This window comes from Dactylosporangium sp. NPDC005555, assembly GCF_040605635.1.
In the GTDB taxonomy this organism is placed as follows: Bacteria; Actinomycetota; Actinomycetes; order Mycobacteriales; family Micromonosporaceae; genus Dactylosporangium.
The window spans coordinates 51,223-69,179 of sequence record NZ_JBEXDG010000051.1 but is presented as its reverse complement, the minus strand read 5'-3'; the positions used below and the strand labels follow the sequence as shown (position 1 = coordinate 69,179).

The following is a 17,957-nucleotide window of genomic DNA, read 5'->3' as shown; positions in this document are numbered from 1 at the left end:
CTTGCATATGGTCCCGTAGCAGACGATCTGTTACGGTCGGGTCATGACCTCGAACCGTGGGGCGGCGCTCGCCGTCCTCGCCACCGGCATGCTCATGACCGTCCTCGACGGCAGCATCGTCACCGTCGCGATGCCCGTCATGCAGGCCGACCTCGGCTTCACCCCGTCCGGGCTGACCTGGGTCGTCAACGCATACCTCATCGCGTTCGGCAGCCTCCTGCTGCTGTCCGGCCGGCTCGGCGACCTGCTCGGCCGGCGCCGCGTCCTCATCGCCGGCACCGTCGTCTTCGTCGCCGCGTCCGTCCTCGCCGGGCTCGCCGCCGGCCCGCAGATGCTCGTCGCGGCCCGCTTCCTGCAGGGTGCCGGCAGCGCCATGGCCGGCGCGGTCAGCCTCGGGATCGTCGTCACGCTGTACCCGGAGCCCGCCGGGCGCGCGAAGGCGTTCGGGGTGTTCGCGTTCACCGGCGCGGCGGGCGCCTCCATCGGCCAGGTCCTCGGTGGCGTCCTCACCGACCTGCTCAGCTGGCACTGGATCTTCCTGATCAACGTGCCGATCGGCGTCGCCGCGCTGGCCGGTATGCGGTTCGTCCCGGCGGACCGTGGCCTCGGGGCGCGGGCCGGCGCGGACGTGCTCGGCGCGTTCCTCGTCACCGCCGGGCTGATGGCGGGCATCGCCGCGGTGGTGCAGCCCGCCTGGCGCCCGGCCACCGCGGCCGCCGCCGTGCTGCTGCTCGCTGGGTTCGCCGCCCGGCAGGCCACCGCGCGGACCCCGCTGATGCCGCTGCGCATCCTGCGGTCCCGGCAGGTCGCCGGCGCCAACATCCTGCAGGTCCTGATGATCGGCGCGATGTTCTCCTTCCAGATCCTGGTCGCCCTGTACATGCAGCGGGTCCTGCACTACACGGCGCTGCAGACCGGCCTGGCGATGCTGCCGGCGGCGCTGTCGATCGCGGTCGTGTCACTGGTCGTGTCGGCGCGGGTCATCGCCCGGGTCGGTGAGCGGGTCACCCTCATCATCGGGTTGGCGCTGCTGGTCCTGGCGCTGGGCTGGCTGACCCGGCTGCCGGTCGACGCGCGGTTCGTGCCGGACCTGCTGCCGGTGATGCTGCTCATCGCGGGTGGTGGCCTGGCGCTGCCGGCGATCACGGGCCTGGGCATGTCCGGCGCCCGTCCCGACGACGCGGGCCTGGCCTCGGGGCTGTTCAACACGACGCAGCAGGTCGGGATGGCGCTCGGCGTCGCGGCGCTGTCCACCGTGGCGGCGTCCAGGACGGCGGCGCGGCTCGCGTCGGGCGCGTCGGAGGCCGCGGCGCTGACGGCCGGATACCGGCTGGCGTTCACGGTCGGCGCGGCGCTGCTGCTGCTGTCGATCGCGGTCGCGGCTCTGGTGCTGCGCTCACCCGCACCCCGGCCCGCTCCCGCGAGCGCCGGTGCGCCGCCCGCGGGGGGTCAGGTGCGGATCTCGACGTTGGCGAACGACACGGAGTACGGCGGCGGCTCCGTCGTCTGACTCTCCTGGAGGATGCCGAGCACGACCCGGCCGCGCAGGAACCGCGCCTCGGTCCAGGTCCCGGCGGCCCGGCCGTCGCGGGTGAACGTCAGGCTCTTGCCCTTGGCGGTGATGCCGATCCTGGTCACGGTGTCCAGCGGGAGCGCGGTGGGCGGGAACGTGGTCACCGGCGTGACCGTCGCCGACCCTTCGACGCCGTGGGTCGCCAGGGAGTGCCCGCCGGCGCAGATCCGCAGGACGTAGCCGGTGCTGACGAACCGGAACCAGATCCCGGCGCAGCTGCCCGCCGTCCGCAGCCGCACGTCGACGGTCATGGCGAAGTCGGTCACCTCGTCCTGGACGCCCGGGCAGCGGTACGAGCCGCCGCTCTGCCGGGTGACGACGAGCGCGTTGTCGAACAGGCAGGTGGCCCTGTTCTCCTTGTCGTCGCGGACCTGCCATACGCCCGGGGCGGCGAGCGCGTCGGCGACGAGCACCCTGCCGCTCGGGTCCGGGCCGGCGGGGGCGGTCGGGCCGGCGGCACCGGTGGACGCCGTGGAGGGCTCGGAGGGCTCGGCGCGGGTCGGCAGCGGGATGACGCCGGACACGAGGCCGGCGACGGTGAGCGACGTGACGATCGCGGCGATCGCCACGAGGACGACCGCGACCCTACCGCCCCGGCCGCGCCCCGATCCGGCCGCAGGCGGGGAGACGGCAGCACCGGGGGGAACGACGGCTGCCTCGGGCCGGGCGTTCTCCGCGAACCTGGTCGTGGCGTCCGCGTCGCCCGAGAACGCATGCCGTTGCGTCGCGTCCCCGGCGCCGGGTGCTGCGGCGCCGGGTGCTGCGGCGCCGTGCCGGTCCGTTGCCTGGACGGCCTCCTCGGCGGCGACCTGCAGGGCCGGCTGCCGGGCGAACGCGGCCGCCACGGCGGAGGGCTGCGAGGGTCCGGCGACCAGCAGCCGGTCGAGCAGGGCGCGTGCGGTCGGCCGGTCGGCGGGGTCCTTGGCGAGGGCCTCCTCGACCAGGTCGCGCAGGAGCCCGGACAGCCCGGTCAGGTCCGGCGGCTGGGTGAGGATCCGGGTGGCGATGACCGGCGCCGCGTCGGACCCGAACGGGTTGCGGCCGGTGGCGGCGTATGCGATGACGGCACCCCACGAGAAGATGTCGACCGCCGGGGTGACGGGTGGCCCGTCGATCGGGCCGAACCGTTCCGGCGCCATGTACGCGACGGTGCCGACCATCTGGTCGGTGCGGGTGTGCCCGGTCGTCGCCGTCGGGGAGTGCGCGATCCCGAAGTCGATGACCTTCGGGCTGCCTGCGGCGAGCAGGACATTGTTGGGTTTCAGGTCGCGGTGGACGACGCCTGCGCCGTGGATGGCGGTGAGGGCGGTCGCGACCCCGATGGCGAGTCCGTGCAGGTTCGACTGCGTCAGCGGGCCTCGCTGCCGGACCACGTCCGACAGGCTCGGCCCGTCGACGAACTCGACGACGAGGTGCGGCATCTCGTGGTCGGGGTCGGCGTCGAGGACCTCGGCGGTGCAGAACGGCGGGACCTGCCGGGCGCGGTTGACCTCGCTGCGGAACCGCCGCCGGAACTGGTCGTCGTGGGCGAGGTCGCCGCGGATCACCTTGACCGCGACGGGCACGCCGTCCGGGGTCTGTGCCAGGTAGACGGTGCCCATGCCGCCCTCGCCGAGGCGGCTGATCATCGTGTACCGGCCGAGCCGCCGCGGGTCCCCGGCGCGCAGCGGCGATCCGTGTGGCGGCTCGTTGCCCATCATCGATTCGTCTCCTGCGCGTGCGTCCGTCGGCCGGAAGGATTGTCCATCATGCCGGGGCCATCGCGGGTACCGCCGCCGCCCGCACGACGAGATGCGCGTCGGGCGCCTCGGCGGTGCCGACGACCAGAGCCGCCGACGACACGGCGCCGGAACCGGCGAGGACGGCGCCGCCCAGCGAACGGATGGCGGCGAGGTCCTGCCGGGTCGGGAGGCTCCCGGTGTCGACGACCAGCGAAGCGCCGCGCGTGGCGGCGATGCCGGCGCCGATCCGCAGTGCCGCGTCGCCGTCGTCGCCGAGCGCCCGGACCAGGACCGTGTCCCAGTCGGCCGGCGGCGCCGCGGCCACGGTCGCCAGGTCTGCCCCCGGGTCCGCGCGCAGCGCCGCGAGGCCGTCCTGGTCGGCGGCGACGACGATGACGTCGGAGCAGGTCGTGGCCGCCTGGGCGAGGATGTCGGCGGCGGGGTCGGTGCTGAACCGGGCGAACACCGCCACCGACAGCCCCTGCCGGCGGACGGGCTCGGCGAGGTCCGCGAGGTCCTGCATGGCCGCGGTCATGGCGAGGAGGTCGCCGGAGAGCCCGGCGCCGATCTCGACGCGGGCGGCCGGGTACGGCACGATCCGGCTCAGCACCACCTCGGCCGGGTCGTGCCGTACCGCGACGGCGGTCGCCAGGTCCACCATCGGCCGCGCCGCGGCCCCGGCGGGGACGACGACGAGGACCCGGTAGGCGTCCGGTGCGCCGAGCGCGGCCCGTTCCAGCTCGGCGACGTCGCGTTCGACGAGGGACCTCGGATAGATGACGGACAGCAGCGGGCCGGCCATGACGGTGGTGACGAGCGCCATCACGACCATCATCGAGAACAGGGTGTCGTCGAGGATGCCGAGCTGGACGCCGACGGTGAGGATGACGATCTCGGTGAGGCCCCGGGTGTTCATCAGCGAAGCCAGGGCACCCGCCCGGCGTGGCGGGATCCGGTTGAGCCGGGCCGCGAGGTACGCGCCGGCGAACTTCCCGGTGATCGCGACGACCAGGATCAGGGCGAGGTCGAGCAGCCCGCGGCGGTCCAGTGTGGACAGGTCGACGCGGAGGCCGGCGATGACGAAGAAGACCGGGAGCAGGAGCAGGACGCTGACCTGTTCGAGGCGTTCCATGGTCTCGTGCCGCAGCTGTTCGCCGCCGACGCGGGGCATGACGGCTCCGAACACGAACGCGCCGAAGATGGCGTGCACGCCGATCGCCTCGGTGCACCAGCACGACAGCAGCAGCCCGACGAGCATGACGGCGAGGATGCCGGGGGTGAGTCGTCCCGCCCGGGTCCGGGCCTGCACGAGCCGGCGCAGCTGTGGCCGTACGACGAGGAACATGACGAGCGCGTAGGGCACGGCGAGCAGTGTCTGCCATGGCACGTCGCCGCCGCCGGCGCCGAGCGCGACGACCCCGGCGAGCAGTGTCCAGGCGACGACGTCGTCGACGGCGCCGCTGGCGAGGGCGAGCCCGCCGACCTCGGTGCGCAGCATGCCCCGGTCGGTGAGGATGCGGGCCAGCACGGGGAACGCGGTGACGGACATCGCCGCGCCGATGAACAACGCGAACGGCGCGACGTCCTGCACCGGGTGGTGGCGGGCGAGCCAGAGTGCGAGGAGGACGCCGAGGCCGAGGGGCAGCAGCACCGACCCGACGGAGATCGAGACCGCTGCCTTCCTGCGGCCTTTGACCGCGTCGAAGTCCAGTTCGTAGCCGACGATGAACATGAACAGGACGAGGCCGACGTTGGCGAGCCCGGCGAGGGCGGTGCGGATGTCGACGGGGAACAGGTGGTCGCTGAGCGCCGTGCCGAACAGGGTCGGCCCGACCAGGACCCCGGCGAGGATCTCGCCGATGACGGGCGGCTGGCCGAGTCTGCGGGCCGCCGCGCCGAGCAGCCGGGCGAGCGTGATCACACAGGCGAGCGCGAGCAGGAGCTGACCGAGCTGATGTGCCGTCATGTCGATCCCCGTCTGTCTGATGCGCTCATGTCGCGTTCATGTCAGGACGTCGGCGCGGGCCGCGAAGGTTGCCGCCGTGGGGCGGCCGCCGGCTGGGCCGAGGCAGTCCCGGATCAGGTCCGCGACGGGGTCCGGCAGCGACGGGTCGAGCCGCGGCGCCGAGGACAGCACCCGCCGCAGCGCGAGGAGCCCGTCGCCGGCGGGTAGGTCGCCGTGGACGCCGGCGCCGGTCACGACCCGGTGCAGGGTGACGCCGAGGGACCACACGTCGGCGGCCGGGACGAACCGGCCGCCGGTCAGCACCGCGGGGTCGACGTATTCGACGGAGTCCAGCGGCCCCATCCCGGTGATCGTGACGCCCTCGGTGAACACCTGCGCGAGCCCGAGATCCGACAGTCTGCCGCCGGCCGGGTGGAGCAGGACGTTGCCGGGTTTGATGTCGCGGTGCACGAGGCCGGCCTCGTGCAGGACGGCCGCGGCGCGGGCCGCGTCGGCGACCGCGCGGACAGCGTCGGCGGGTGCCGGTGGGGTCGCCGGGTTCGCCAGGGACCCGGCCGGGTGGTACTCCATCGAGTAGTAGAACCGGCCGTCCTGCTGCCCGGCGTCGTAGGGGGAGACGAGGTACGGCGACCGGACGGCGCTGAACGCGGTCAGCTCCCGCACGGCGCGGCGGAACGCGTCGTCGGTCGACTCGGCGGACAGCACCTTGACGGCCACGTGCTCGACGTCGACCGGCAGCCGGGGCGGGCGGCGGGCGAGGAAGTACTGCCCGTGGTTGCCCGATCCGAGCGGCCTGACGAACGTGTAGTCGGCGATCCCCTGCACGTGGCTCCTTTACGGGTTGCGGTGCGACTCGTACCGCAGCCAGCGGCGGCCGAAGATGACTTTGGATCCGGGCCGGACCGTGACCGGCTGCCCCGCCGGGACCGGTGGTGCTTCCTGCGCGCCGGGCTCCTGGACGAAGGTGCCGTTGGCGGAGCCGAGGTCGAGCACCTGCACGGTCCAGCCGGACAGCCGGATCCGCAGGTGCCGCCGGGAGATGCCGCCGTGCGAGTCGGCGATCCGCAGCGGTCTGGCCCGCCCGGCGGCGACGTCGGGGTCACGGTCCGGTTCGCGGCCGACGACGTAGTCGGCGTCGGCGCGCAGGGTCATGCCGTTGTCGAGGAGCAGGACGCCGAGCGGTGGCCGCGGCCCGAGCCGGGTCACGTGCGTGACCTGCAGCATCGCGATGCCGCACTGCTGGCAGTACCGGACCGCCGGGTCGTTGAAGTGCCCGTTCTTGCAGTCCACGCCTTCGACGAGGGGCTGGGTGGCGGCGGCCGGCTCGGCGGGCGGCGGCTGCGGGGCCGGGGCGTGCCCGGGCAGCAGCAGCACCGACTGGAACGGCTCGTGCGATGCCGGTGCCGGTGCTTGCGGGGTTTCGGGGTAGTGGACGGTCAGTCCGGCGGCGGCGACGACACCGGCGTCGAGACGAGCCAGGGGGTGCGGTGTCCCTGCCCCCGGCAGCGCCAGCCGCATCGTGCCGACCCGGCCGGCGACGACGCGCCGCATCGGCTCCGGGCCGGTCAGCCGGACCCAGTCGTCCACCTCGGCGACGCCGAGCCCGCAGACGAACACCGCGACACCGCCCCCCGCCACCGGCCCGCCCACCGCACAGCTGAGCTCACCGCCGGGCAGCAGCCCGGCCGCGTGCCGGGTCAGGTCCTCGCCGTCGCCGCCGTCCGCGGCGACCCGCGCGACGAGCGCCAGCAGCTCGCCGGACCCGGCCGCCTCGCACGCCGCGAACAACCGGCCGGCCCGCACGACGAGCCCCGCGCCGGGCAGCGGCTGGACGACGGGTCCGTTCATGTCAGCCTCCCGCCGCGGAACCGCCAGCGCAGGAACGGCACCCGCATCGGCCCGTTCGCCGCCAGCCACACGGCCACCCAGACGGCCGTGAACTGCAGCGCGAACGCCGCCACCGGCGGGGCCGCCGCAATGCCCGGGACGGCGCCGGCGCGCAGCAGCAGCCAGAGCGCGACGGCCTCCGGTACACCGGTGAGCAGACCGAACAGCGACGGCCAGTCCTTCTCCCAGCGGAACTGCATCAGCAGGTGATAGAGCAGCTCCCAGGCGACGCCGAGAACGGCGACGGCGGCCAGGACGATGAACGCGGTGCGGTACCGGTCGGCGAGCGGGGCGCCGCCGGCCGGGAGCACGGGAGTGATCAGGGCGGTGACCGCCGACCCGACCACGGCGAGCAGGAAGATCCGGGTCTGGATGCGACCCAGCAGCACGGGCACCATCGGTGGCTCCTGGCTCTCTAGACGGGGCGGCCGAGGGCCCAGCGGACCCATTGCGTCGTGGACCGGATCGGGCCGATCTTGCGGCACCAGCCGCGTCTGGCGAGGTCGTCGGCGATCTCCTGGGCGGCGATCTGCAGGCCGAGGAACGTGTCGACGCCGGGGAAGTAGCCGCCGAGGGTGGTCGCGCCGGACGCGTAGAGGGCGCCGTCGCCGCTGGCGGTGCCCTTGACCTCGAAGTGCCGTTCGACCTCGAGCCGGCCGAGCGGGTTGCGGCCGGCTCCGCCGTGCTGCAGCAGGTCGGCGAGGACGCGGTGCTCGGCGATGTCGGCCTCCAGCCCGGTGCAGTCGATGATGTAGTCGGCGCGGACCTCGACGGTGCCGGTGTCGCCGTTGATGAGGCTGACCAGCGTGCCGTCGGTGTCGGGCCAGACCTTCTCGGCGACGCCCTGCACGGCGCGGTACCAGCCGCCGTGCCGGCCCTGGCGCAGCTGCCGTTGCCAGCGCCGCCGCTTCGGGGTGTTGGTGCCGCCCATCTCGGCGTACTGCTTGGCGCGGTCCTGTCCGTCCAGGCGGCGCATCCTGGCCTTGAGCTGCCCGCCCCAGACCGACTTCGGGTAGTTGAAGCCCTGGTACGCGAAGCCGTCGCCGCCCTTGCGCCGGGCCCACCAGTGCGGGCCGTGCGCGCCGGTGACGAAGGTGCGGAACACGTGCACGATCTGGGTCTGCAGCCCGAGGCGTTCCCGGTCGTCGATCAGGCGTTGCAGGACGCGGGACGAGACGATCCCGCCGCCGCGGACGAGCACCGTGCCGGGTCTGGTCTTGAGGAACTCGTAGACGTGTTCGTGCGGCTCGTACGCGTTGACCACGTGTTCGTAGTCGCCGTGCCGCTCCCGGAACGCCTGCAGGTCGGGCAGGAACCGCAGCCCTGGGTAGCCGACGGCGAGGTGGACGAAGCGGGACCGGTACACCACCCGCTTCGTGGCGGACGTGCCGGCCGGTGGGGTCAGGACGGTGAAGTAGCCGCCCGCGGCCCGTCGGCGCACCATGCGCACGACGCCGTTGACGAGCATCGCGTCGTAGCCGATGCGGGCCGACTCGCGGCGCAGGCTCGCGAAGACCGTGCCGGCCTGCGGGGTCCAGTAGTCGGCGAAGATCGGCTCGCCGAGGACGTGGACGAGGGGTCGCAGGGTCCGGTCCCGCCACGCCTCGCTCAGCGCGTAGGACGGGAAGCCCCAGATGTTGTCCGGCCGGGACGACGAGTCCGACCGGATCCGCTCCGGTTCCGGGATCTGCGAGACGCGGGTCAGGTACTGGTACGTCTGCCAGGGATGCCCGATGTTGGACAGCACCCGGATGTCGGATGCCGGCACCCCGGCGATCCGCAGGTAGTCGGCGGTGACGAACGATCCGATCCCGCCGCCGACGGTCACGAACGGCACGTCGTGCACGGGGATCCCGGCGTCGGTCAGCATCGTGTCGGTCCAGACGGCCGTGTCCAGCAACGCGGGCGTGAGGTCACCGCTATTCATCCGCATCCCCCGATTCGTGTGCCATACGGGTAGCACACCGGCGCAACACCTGGCGACCCGTGCGTGCCTGATCAGGGGGTTCGCCACTCGGACCGAAACTCTCTACACTGTATAACGTGATTGTTGCGCGGGACATCCGCAAGCAGTACGGCGGGAAGGCGGCCCTCGCCGGCCTCGACCTGACCGTCGAGGCCGGCACCGTCCACGGGCTCCTCGGCCCCAACGGCGCCGGCAAGACCACCCTCGTCCGCATCCTCGCCACCCTGGCCCGCCTCGACAGCGGCACCGCGACCGTCGCCGGGCACGACGTCACCCGGCACCCGCACCGGGTCCGGGCCGCGATCGGGCTCGTCGGCCAGCACGCCGCCGTCGACGAGCTGCTCAGCGCCCGGCAGAACCTGGAGATGTTCGGCCGGCTCAGCCACCTCGGCCGACCCGCTTCGCGACGCCGCGCGGACGAGCTCCTCGAACAGTTCGGGCTCACCGACACGGGGGAGAAGCCCGCGAAGCAGTTCTCCGGCGGGATGCGCCGCCGCCTGGACCTCGCCGCCGGGATGATCCTCACCCCGAAGGTGCTGTTCCTCGACGAGCCGACCACCGGCCTCGACCCGCACGGCCGCGCCGAGGTGTGGGCCGCCGTCCGCCGGCTCGTCGCGGCCGGCACCACGGTCCTGCTCACCACCCAGTACCTCGACGAGGCCGACCAGCTCGCCGACCGGATCACCGTCGTCGAGCACGGCCGGGTCATCGCCGACGGCACCCCCGCCTCGCTCAAGGGCGCCGACCGTCTCGAGGTGCTGACCACCGGCGACCCGGGTGATGTCGCGACCCGCCTCGCCGCGCTCGGCCCGGTCCTCGTCGACGGCAACCGGGTCAGCGTGCCCGTCGGCGACCGTCTCGCCGCGCTCACCCTCGCCGCTTCGCTGCGCGGCGTCGAGGACATCACGATGCGCCGCCCCACCCTCGACGAGGCCTTCCTGAAACTGGTGACCGCATGAACCGGGCCGTGAAATGGGCACTGCACGACGGATGGGTGATGACGCAGCGGGAGCTCGCACATCTGGCCCGCCAGCCCTGGCAGATCGTCGTCACGCTGCTGTTCCCGGTGCTGCTGGTCCTGATGTTCGGCTTCGTCCTCGGCGGCGGGATGAGCGTCGCAGGCGGCGGCGACTACCGCGAATACCTGCTGCCGGGCATGTTCGCGATGACGATGCTCTTCGGGGTCGAGTCGACGTTCGCCGCGATCGCCACCGACACCGGCCGCGGCGTCACCGACCGCTTCCGGTCCCTGCCGATGGCACCGTCGGCGCAGGTCACCGGCCGCGCCGTCGCCGACCTGCTCACCTCCGCGCTCGGGCTGCTGGTCATGCTCGGCTGCGGCCTCGCCGTCGGGTGGCGCTTCCACGACGGGTTCGCCGCGGCGCTCACCGCCGTCGGGCTGCTGCTGTGGCTACGGTTCGCGGTCCTGTGGCTCGGCATCTACCTCGGGCTGCTCAGCGGCAACCCGCAGCTGCTCGTCGCCGTGCAGATCCTCGTCTGGCCGGTCGCGTTCCTCTCCAGCGCGCTCGCCTCACCCCAGGACATGCCCGGCTGGCTCGGCGCACTGTCACACTGGAACCCGTTGTCCGCGACCGCGGACGCGACCCGCGCCCTCTTCGGCAACCCCGGCGGCGGCGACCTGTGGCCGGCGCTGCTGTGGCCGGCGGCGCTCACGGCCGTGTTCGTGCCACTGTCGATCCGGCAGTACCGCCGGCTGTCCCGATAGGCGGTACAGTAGAGCGTTCGGGCATCAAAAAAGGCGCCCTCAGGCGCCTGACTGATCCAAATGTTAGCCGACTGGAGACGGGTTGTCAAACGCATCCGACGCATCCGACGCATCCGAGCTCGCAACTGAGCAAGCGCATCTCACGATGCTGTACGGGCACCTCGACACGCTGCGGGAGGACGCCTCCGGGCAACTGCGACGAGCGCTGCTGCAGACGGGCGGGACCCCGGCGGACCGGTCCCACCGCGACTCCGCGACCGCGCTGTACACCGAACGGCTCGGCCAGTACAGCGCCGTGGAGAACGGCCTGTGCTTCGGCCGGCTCGACTTCGAAGACGGCGACGAGACCCGGTACATCGGCCGGATCGGGATCTTCGACGAGGACAACGACTACGAGCCGCTGCTCATCGACTGGCGGGCACCGGCATCGCGACCCTTCTACCTGGCCACCGCCGCCGCACCCGAGGGGGTGCGGCGCCGCCGCCACATCCGCACCGAACGACGCACCGTCACCGGCGTCGACGACGAGGTCCTCAACCTCGACGAGGCCCACCACACCGGCCGCGGCGCCCACGACGGCGTCGCCGGGGAAGCGGCCCTGCTCTCGGCGCTGAACGCGTCACGTACCGGCCGGATGAAAGACATCGTCGAGACCATCCAGGCCGAGCAGGACCACGTGATCCGCGCCGACCTCGGCGGGGTCCTCGTCGTGCAGGGCGGCCCCGGCACCGGCAAGACCGCCGTCGCCCTGCACCGCGCCGCCTACCTGCTGTACACGCACCGGCAGATGCTGTCGTCGCGGGTCGTGCTCATCGTCGGCCCGAACCCGACGTTCCTGCGCTACATCGGGCAGGTCCTGCCGTCCCTCGCCGAGACCGGCGTCCTGCTCGGCACCCTCGGCGACCTGTTCCCCGGCGTCGTCGCGCACGCCGACGAGCCCGCCACCATCGCCGAGATCAAGGGCCGCGCGGCGATGGCCGACGTCCTCGCCACCGCCGTCCAGGACCGCCAACGGGTCCCCGACGAGGCGGTCGCGATCCGCCTCGACATCCTCGACGGCGCCGCCGTCATGCTCGACCCGGAGGTGATCGCCGACGCCCGCGACCAGGCCCGGCGGTCCGGGAAGCTGCACAACCTCGCCCGGCCCGTCTTCGACACCGAGATCATCCACGCGTTGTCGCTGCTGGTCGCGGACACGATCGGCATCGACCCGTACGCCGACGACCCCCTCGGCGGCGACGACGCCCCCGGCGACCCGCAGATCCTCGACGAGGCCGACCTCGCCGAGATCCGCCGGGAGCTGCGCGGCGAGGCCGAGGTCCTCGGCGCCCTGGACTGGCTGTGGCCGATCCTCACCCCGCAGCAGCTGGTGGCCGGCCTGTTCGCCTCCGCACCACGACTCGCCGCGGCCGGCGCACCACCGGAGCTGAAACGGTCCGCCAGGCAAGGGTGGACACCCGCCGACGTGCCGCTGCTGGACGAGGCCGCGGAGCTGCTCGGCGAGGACGACACGATCCGCGAGATCATCGCCGAACGGCAACGCAAACGGCAGATCGCCTACGCCGAGGGCGCCCTGGAGATCGCGTTCGGGTCCCGGTCCATCGACGTCGAGGACGAGGACGACCCGGAGCTGCTGTCCGTCACCGACCTCCTCGAAGCGGACCGGCTCGCCGAACGGCAGGACGAGAGCTCCGCGCTCACCCCGGCCGAACGCGCCGCCGCCGACCGTAAATGGGCGTTCGGCCACGTCATCGTCGACGAGGCGCAGGAGCTGTCACCGATGGCGTGGCGGCTGCTGATGCGCCGCTGCCCGGCCCGCTCCATGACCGTCGTCGGGGACGTCGCGCAGACCGGTGACCTGGGCGGCGCCGCGTCGTGGGCGTCAGCGCTCGACCCGTACGTGCCGGGCCGCTGGCGGCTGCGGGAGCTGACCGTCAACTACCGCACCCCGACGGAGATCATGGCGGTCGCCGCCGGGGTCCTCGCCGGCATCGACCCCGACCTGGAGCCACCCCGCTCCGTCCGCGCCGCCGGCGTCGACCCGTGGTTCCGCGGCGTCGCGTCCTCCCGGATGCCCGAGGCGCTCGCCGAGGCCGCGACCGCGGAGGCCCTGGAGGCCGGGGACGGACGCCTCGGCATCATCCTGCCCGCGGGTTCGTTCGCGGACCTGGTGCCGGCGGTCCTCAAGGTCCTCCCCGACGCGGCGGTCGGCGACGAGCCGGAGCTGGCCGCGAAGGTCGTCGTCCTCACCGTGAAACAGTGCAAGGGCCTCGAGTTCGACGGTGTCATCGTCGTGGACCCGGACCGGATCGTCGAGGAGTCCCCGCGCGGCGCCAACGACCTCTACGTCGCGCTGACCCGCGCCACGCAGCGGCTCGGCGTCCTGCACCCGGGAGTGTTGCCGGACTCGCTGCACGCGGTCCTCGGCATGTGAAAAGTTGCGGTGGGAGCGTGTTGGGTCGGACTCCAGCACGCTCACCGAACCGGTGCCGGCCCAGGATGCCTAGTCCCGTGCCGACCTGTCCGTGAGCGTAGCAACCCCCTTGATGAACCCTTCGCCGGTGGGGTCCACCTGTGCGGTCCACCCCAGTTTCGCCAGCTCCGCGGCGAGCCCGGCGGCGTCGTGGAAGAGTTTCACGACCTCGTGCTCGCTGCCGTCACGCAGCCTGCGCAGGACCGTGTCCCGCCCGCCCGGCGCCGCCCGCTCACTCGCCCGCTCCCCGGCGTCGGTGTCGACGAACACGACCCGCCCGCCGCCGGCCACCGCGTCGGCGAGCATGGCCCAGAACGCCGCGAACCTCGCCGGGGGCACATGCGACAGCCAGAACGCGAAGAACACGGTGTCGTACCGTCTGCTCGGCCGCCACGTGAAGAGGTCGGCCTCCTCAAAGGTGGCCGTGAGCCCCTCGGCTTCGAGACGCCCACGGGCGATGCCGAGCATCTCCGGCGCGCCGTCGACCGCGGTCAGACTCCGCGAGCGTCCCGCCCTCGCCAGGCGGACCGTCCACTGGCCGGTGCCGCAGGCGAGCTCGAGGACGTCACCACCGACCGGCAGGTCGTCGACCAGACCGGTCAGGGACCGGAACGACCGCTCCGCGTACACCTCGTCGTACTCCGGTGCCCGCGCCCGGTAGTACCTGAGCTGCCCGTCCAGCAACGGCTGAAGATCATCCATCCGGTCACCCGGCCCGCAGGTACGACAGCACGGCACGCACCCGTCGATTGTCATGCGGGGAGCCGGAGATCGCGAGCCGGCCGAAGATCCGCTGAATGTGCGCGCCGACCGGCTACACCGACAACGTCAACCGCTCCGCGATCCCACGGTCGGTGAGCCATCGCCGAAGCCCTGCAGAACATCACCCGCCACGCCACCATCACGCTCCGCGCGGCCGAGGGACGCCTGACGGGTCGCGGTCACCGACGACGGCACCGGCGGGGGAGCGGCATCACCCCGACCGGGTCGCAGCCGCCGGCGGGCACCTCACCAGCACCCCGCTGCAGCGGGACGTCCACCGGTAGACCTGCTCGATCTCTACCCCTCCAGCTGTCGCAGGTACGCGTGCAGCGCCGCCGCACCGGCGAGCATCGCCCGGCTCCGGCCCTCCAGCCTGGCCCGCCAGTCACCCAGCATCGCCTCCAGCGGCGCGACCCCACCCGCAGACCGGACCTGCGCGATGACCGGCGCGATCTGCTCCAGCAGATACCCGCCCCGCCGCAACTGGTGCGCCAGCGACGCGTCCCGGACGTCGGCGGCGCTGTACACGCGATACCCCGTCCGCGGGTCCCGGCCCGGCCGCACCACCCCGGCCCGCTCCCACTTCCGCAACGTCGCCGGCCGCACTCCGAGCCGCCGCGACAACGGCCCGACGAACGTGTCCCCACGCCCCTGCACCACCGGCCGCAACCCGCTCGTCGCCACCTCGACCGCCAGCAACGTCCGCCGGTCGTCGAGCAGCTGCACATGCCCCTCGCCGACGAGCCGCAACGCGTCCCCGACATCGCCCCGGTTCACCGCCTGCATGATCGCCGTCGCCGCCTGATGCCCGTGCCCCGGCACCAGCGCCAGGAACGCGTCGAGCGCCGCCGCGTGGACCGGCGTGTACGCCCGATACCCGCTCTGCGTCCGCTCCGCCCCGGGCAGGATGCCGGCCGCCTCATAGTTGCGGACCGCCTGCGCCGACAACCCGTGCGCCCGCGCCAGGTCGACAGGTCTCCTCGTGTTTCCCGTGTTTGAAGCTTTTGCCACCCCGCACCCGCCACTACCGCGCCGGACCTTCAACCGAAGGTTCAACGATACCGTTGATGCAATGACCGACTCCGTCGACGCCGCCGCCGTCCACCGTCTCCTGCCCGCCCAGCCGCTCGTCCTGGCCCTCGGCGAACCCACCCACGGCGAGGACGTCCTCCTCGAGGTCCGCAACGACCTCTTCCGCCAGCTCGTCGAAGCCTCCCCGTACCCGGCACCGTTCCGCACCATCGCCGTGGAGAGCGACTGCCTGAAGGCCCTCGTCGTCGACGACTACGTCACCGGCGGCCCCGGCACCCTCGACGACGTGATGACGGCCGGCTTCAGCCACGGCTGGGGGACCGCCGCACCCAACCGCGACCTGGTCGCCTGGATACGCGCCCACAACACCGGCAGGCCGCTTCCGGACCGGATCCGCTTCGCCGGCCTGGACGGCCCGCTGGAACTGACCACCGGCCCCGCCGCCCCCCGCGAGGCCGTCACCACCCTGCACACCCTGCTCGCCGCGGCCGTCCCCACCGACCTGCTGCCCTGCACCGCCACCGAACTCGACGAACTCCTCGGCGACGACACCCGCTGGACGGACCAGGCCGCCATCATGGACCCGACCCGGTCCATCGGCCGCACCCCCGACGCCGCCCGGCTGCGCCTGCTCTGCGACGACCTGGTCGCCCTCCTCGACGCCCACGCCCCGGCGCTCGTCGCCACCGCGACCCGCGACGGGTGGGACCGGGCCCGCCTCTACGCCCGCACCGCCACCGGCCTGCTCCGCTACCACCACTGGATGGCCGACACGACACCCGCCCGCCTCACCCACCTCGTCGCTCTGCGCGGCGCGATCCTCGCCGGGAACCTCCTCGCCCTCACCGAACGCGGCCCCGCCCTCGTCCATGCCCACAACGCCCACCTGCAACGCGACCAGTCCAGCATGCAGCTCGGCGGCCACCACCTGACCTGGTGGAGCACCGGTGCCATCATCGAAGCCCACCTCGGCGCCACCAGCAACCGGATCAGGCCCAGCGCCCATCACGACGCGGACGGCGAGCGGCCCGGGCGGCCCTCCTTGCCCGGCACCGCGGACGACGCCGCCAACCTCGGCACCACCCGCGACCTGGTCGAGCAGCCGTCCTCAATCGCCGCGCCCAGCGACCCACCCGCGCCCGGCGCAGCCACCAACCCGCCCAGCAATCCGTCCGGCAACCCGCCCGCGCCGGGCGCAGCCAGGAACCTGCCCAGCAACATGATCGCGCCGGGCGCAGCCGGCAACCCGGCCCAGCTCGGCGTAGCCGGCGGCCGGGCCGCGTCTGCCGACCACCTCGGCCGGACCCGGGCCGAAGCCGCCGACGACCGGGTCACGCAGCCCGGCCCGAGCGGCTACGCGTTCCTGTTCACCGCCCTCGGCACCATCCACCACCACGGCGTCGGCACCCCACCCGCCGACACCGTCGAAGGCCACCTCTACGCCCAGCCCGGCGACCGCTGCGTCACCGCCCCCCGAACCCTCCTCGACGCGTTCGGCGGCACGCCACCTGCCGCCCGCGTGTCCGCCTGGTTCGGCTACGCCCCGCTCGACCCCGCGCACCTGCCCAACTACGACGGCGTCGTCTTCATCAAGGACAGCCCACCCGCCGCACCAGGGGAGTAGGCCCTACCGGCATCGCCCGGCACAGCGCCACACCAGCGCTGCGCCACAGCTGTGCGCAGCGCCCGACACCACAGCGCGGCCGCACACCTCGCCGGCCCGCTCTCGGGAGGCCAAGCGCCGGTGCCTGCGCAGCGCCCAGGACGCGGGCCGGCGCCAGTCGTGGAACCACCGTCAGTCGTGGAACCAGAAACCGAACGGGAACCGGAACGGCGGGAGGAGTGCCGGTGCCCGTCGCCGACCGGCGCAACGCGCCCACCCGCGGCCGCCCCTGACCCGCCCGAATTATCCGTCTGAAGTCCCCCCATGGCCTCCGGGTCAGGGGAGCCGGAGGCGCCGAACCCGGCCGCCCGCCACCGGTTACCGGATCAGCGCATCCGGCACCCGCAGCCGCTCGTCCGCATACAGGTCGGTGACCGCCGCGGTGTCGTCGCCGGCGGTCACCGCGGCGATGCGGTCCATCAGGTCGTCGTAGTCGGCGCCGGTCTCGCCCTGATACGCGGCGTCCATCCGGCCCCACTCGTCCCACGGCAGCATCTCGACCTTGTTGAGCGCGGCCAGGTCGCGCACCGCGTTGCCCTGGATCTCGGCGGGACCGAAGTTCTCGGTGCCGGCCACCCCGAACCGTTTCGCGTCGGCGTGGCCCTCCCGCCACGCCGCCCACGCCTCGCCGCCGGTCAGGAACAGGCCGTCGGTGAGGTCCTCGGGGCGTGGCAGGACGGTGCCACCGATGACCTGCGGGTCGGTGCGGACCCAGCGGCCGCCGCCGCGGTGCTCCGCGACCCAGTGGTCCAGGCCGAGACCGGCCACGAAATACGAGGCGAACCCGGCCCTGGCCCGCGCCGGGATCCCGCGCAGCCGCAGCAGCGCCACCGTCAGCACCACGAAGTCCCGGCACGTCCCGACGACCCGCCGCGCGGCCGGACGGGGCACGTGCAACGGCGCGTCGTCCAGGCGCAGGATCGCCGCGACGATGCCGGCGGCGGGCCGCACCTGGACGTCGTCGAACCGCTCGGGCGGCAACTCGAGGCCGGCGGTCTCGTCCCGGTGCACGACGAGCGTGTGCGCGAGCCCGCAGATGCCCGCCGTGTCGGACGGCACGCCGGCCAGGGCGGAGGCGGGCACGGTGGTGAGGTCGGTGAGTGGTCCAGGAACGCTGTAGTCGATCCCCGTCATGCCCGAGACGCTACCGCCCGGGTACGACACTTCCCGGCCCGACAGATTGACATA

Annotated in this window: 14 protein-coding genes; 5 read left to right on the top strand and 9 right to left on the bottom strand. The window is 73.4% G+C overall.

Annotation, left to right across the window (positions count from 1 at the left end; genetic code table 11):
- Nucleotides 1-43: 43 nt before the first annotated feature.
- Nucleotides 44-1,510: an MFS transporter gene (locus ABZS58_RS38650; protein WP_354788484.1), complete on the top strand. Its 1,467-nt coding sequence runs from the start codon at nucleotides 44-46 to the stop codon at nucleotides 1,508-1,510.
- On the opposite strand, the gene ABZS58_RS38645 is transcribed toward ABZS58_RS38650, so the two are convergent.
- From ABZS58_RS38645 to ABZS58_RS38620, 6 genes are read right to left on the bottom strand one after another with little or no spacing between them, the layout of a single operon-like run.
- The gene (locus tag ABZS58_RS38645; protein WP_354788483.1) at nucleotides 1,450-3,273 is read right to left on the bottom strand and encodes a serine/threonine-protein kinase; all 1,824 of its coding nucleotides are present in this window, start codon (nucleotides 3,271-3,273) and stop codon (nucleotides 1,450-1,452) included. The genes ABZS58_RS38650 and ABZS58_RS38645 overlap by 61 nt on opposite strands.
- Before the next feature lie 46 nt (nucleotides 3,274-3,319).
- Nucleotides 3,320-5,260, bottom strand: coding sequence for a cation:proton antiporter (locus ABZS58_RS38640; protein ID WP_354788482.1), 1,941 nt, complete (start codon nucleotides 5,258-5,260; stop codon nucleotides 3,320-3,322).
- Nucleotides 5,261-5,296: 36 nt separating this feature from the next.
- Nucleotides 5,297-6,085, bottom strand: a complete 789-nt coding sequence (locus ABZS58_RS38635; protein WP_354788481.1) for a protein kinase — start codon at nucleotides 6,083-6,085, stop codon at nucleotides 5,297-5,299.
- A 9-nt stretch (nucleotides 6,086-6,094) separates the two neighbouring features.
- Entirely contained in the window at nucleotides 6,095-7,108 is a 1,014-nt protein-coding gene (locus ABZS58_RS38630; RefSeq protein ID WP_354788479.1) for an FHA domain-containing protein, read from the bottom strand.
- Nucleotides 7,105-7,545 carry a hypothetical protein gene (locus ABZS58_RS38625; protein WP_354788477.1) on the bottom strand — a complete coding sequence of 147 codons (441 nt, stop codon included), beginning with the start codon at nucleotides 7,543-7,545 and terminating at the stop codon, nucleotides 7,105-7,107. The genes ABZS58_RS38630 and ABZS58_RS38625 overlap by 4 nt, the downstream gene beginning before the upstream one ends.
- 17 nt (nucleotides 7,546-7,562) lie before the next feature.
- Nucleotides 7,563-9,074, bottom strand: coding sequence for a hypothetical protein (locus tag ABZS58_RS38620; RefSeq protein WP_354788476.1), 1,512 nt, complete (start codon nucleotides 9,072-9,074; stop codon nucleotides 7,563-7,565).
- 107 nt (nucleotides 9,075-9,181) lie between these two features.
- On the opposite strand from ABZS58_RS38620, the gene ABZS58_RS38615 reads away from it, so the two are divergent.
- The 3 genes from ABZS58_RS38615 (at nucleotide 9,182) to ABZS58_RS38605 (ending at nucleotide 13,273) form a co-directional block, all read left to right on the top strand.
- Complete coding sequence (locus tag ABZS58_RS38615) at nucleotides 9,182-10,072, top strand: ATP-binding cassette domain-containing protein (protein WP_354788513.1); 891 nt, start codon at nucleotides 9,182-9,184, stop codon at nucleotides 10,070-10,072.
- Nucleotides 10,069-10,839 carry an ABC transporter permease gene (locus ABZS58_RS38610; protein WP_354788474.1) on the top strand — a complete coding sequence of 257 codons (771 nt, stop codon included), beginning with the start codon at nucleotides 10,069-10,071 and terminating at the stop codon, nucleotides 10,837-10,839. The genes ABZS58_RS38615 and ABZS58_RS38610 overlap by 4 nt, the downstream gene beginning before the upstream one ends.
- Nucleotides 10,840-10,984: 145 nt before the next feature.
- Nucleotides 10,985-13,273, top strand: coding sequence for an ATP-binding domain-containing protein (locus tag ABZS58_RS38605; protein ID WP_354788473.1), 2,289 nt, complete (start codon nucleotides 10,985-10,987; stop codon nucleotides 13,271-13,273).
- A 69-nt stretch (nucleotides 13,274-13,342) separates the two neighbouring features.
- Here the strand turns inward: ABZS58_RS38605 and ABZS58_RS38600 are convergent, their stop codons facing one another.
- Nucleotides 13,343-14,014, bottom strand: coding sequence for a class I SAM-dependent methyltransferase (locus ABZS58_RS38600; RefSeq protein WP_354788471.1), 672 nt, complete (start codon nucleotides 14,012-14,014; stop codon nucleotides 13,343-13,345).
- A gap of 357 nt (nucleotides 14,015-14,371) precedes the next feature.
- Nucleotides 14,372-15,085: a TioE family transcriptional regulator gene (locus ABZS58_RS38595; protein ID WP_354788469.1), complete on the bottom strand. Its 714-nt coding sequence runs from the start codon at nucleotides 15,083-15,085 to the stop codon at nucleotides 14,372-14,374.
- 61 nt (nucleotides 15,086-15,146) lie between these two features.
- Between ABZS58_RS38595 and ABZS58_RS38590 the strand changes: the two genes are divergently transcribed.
- Nucleotides 15,147-16,730, top strand: coding sequence for an erythromycin esterase family protein (locus tag ABZS58_RS38590; protein ID WP_354788468.1), 1,584 nt, complete (start codon nucleotides 15,147-15,149; stop codon nucleotides 16,728-16,730).
- Nucleotides 16,731-17,087: 357 nt separating this feature from the next.
- Here the strand turns inward: ABZS58_RS38590 and ABZS58_RS38585 are convergent, their stop codons facing one another.
- Complete coding sequence (locus tag ABZS58_RS38585; protein ID WP_354788466.1) at nucleotides 17,088-17,903, bottom strand: transglutaminase-like domain-containing protein; 816 nt, start codon at nucleotides 17,901-17,903, stop codon at nucleotides 17,088-17,090.
- Between the last annotated feature and the right edge of the window lie 54 nt (nucleotides 17,904-17,957).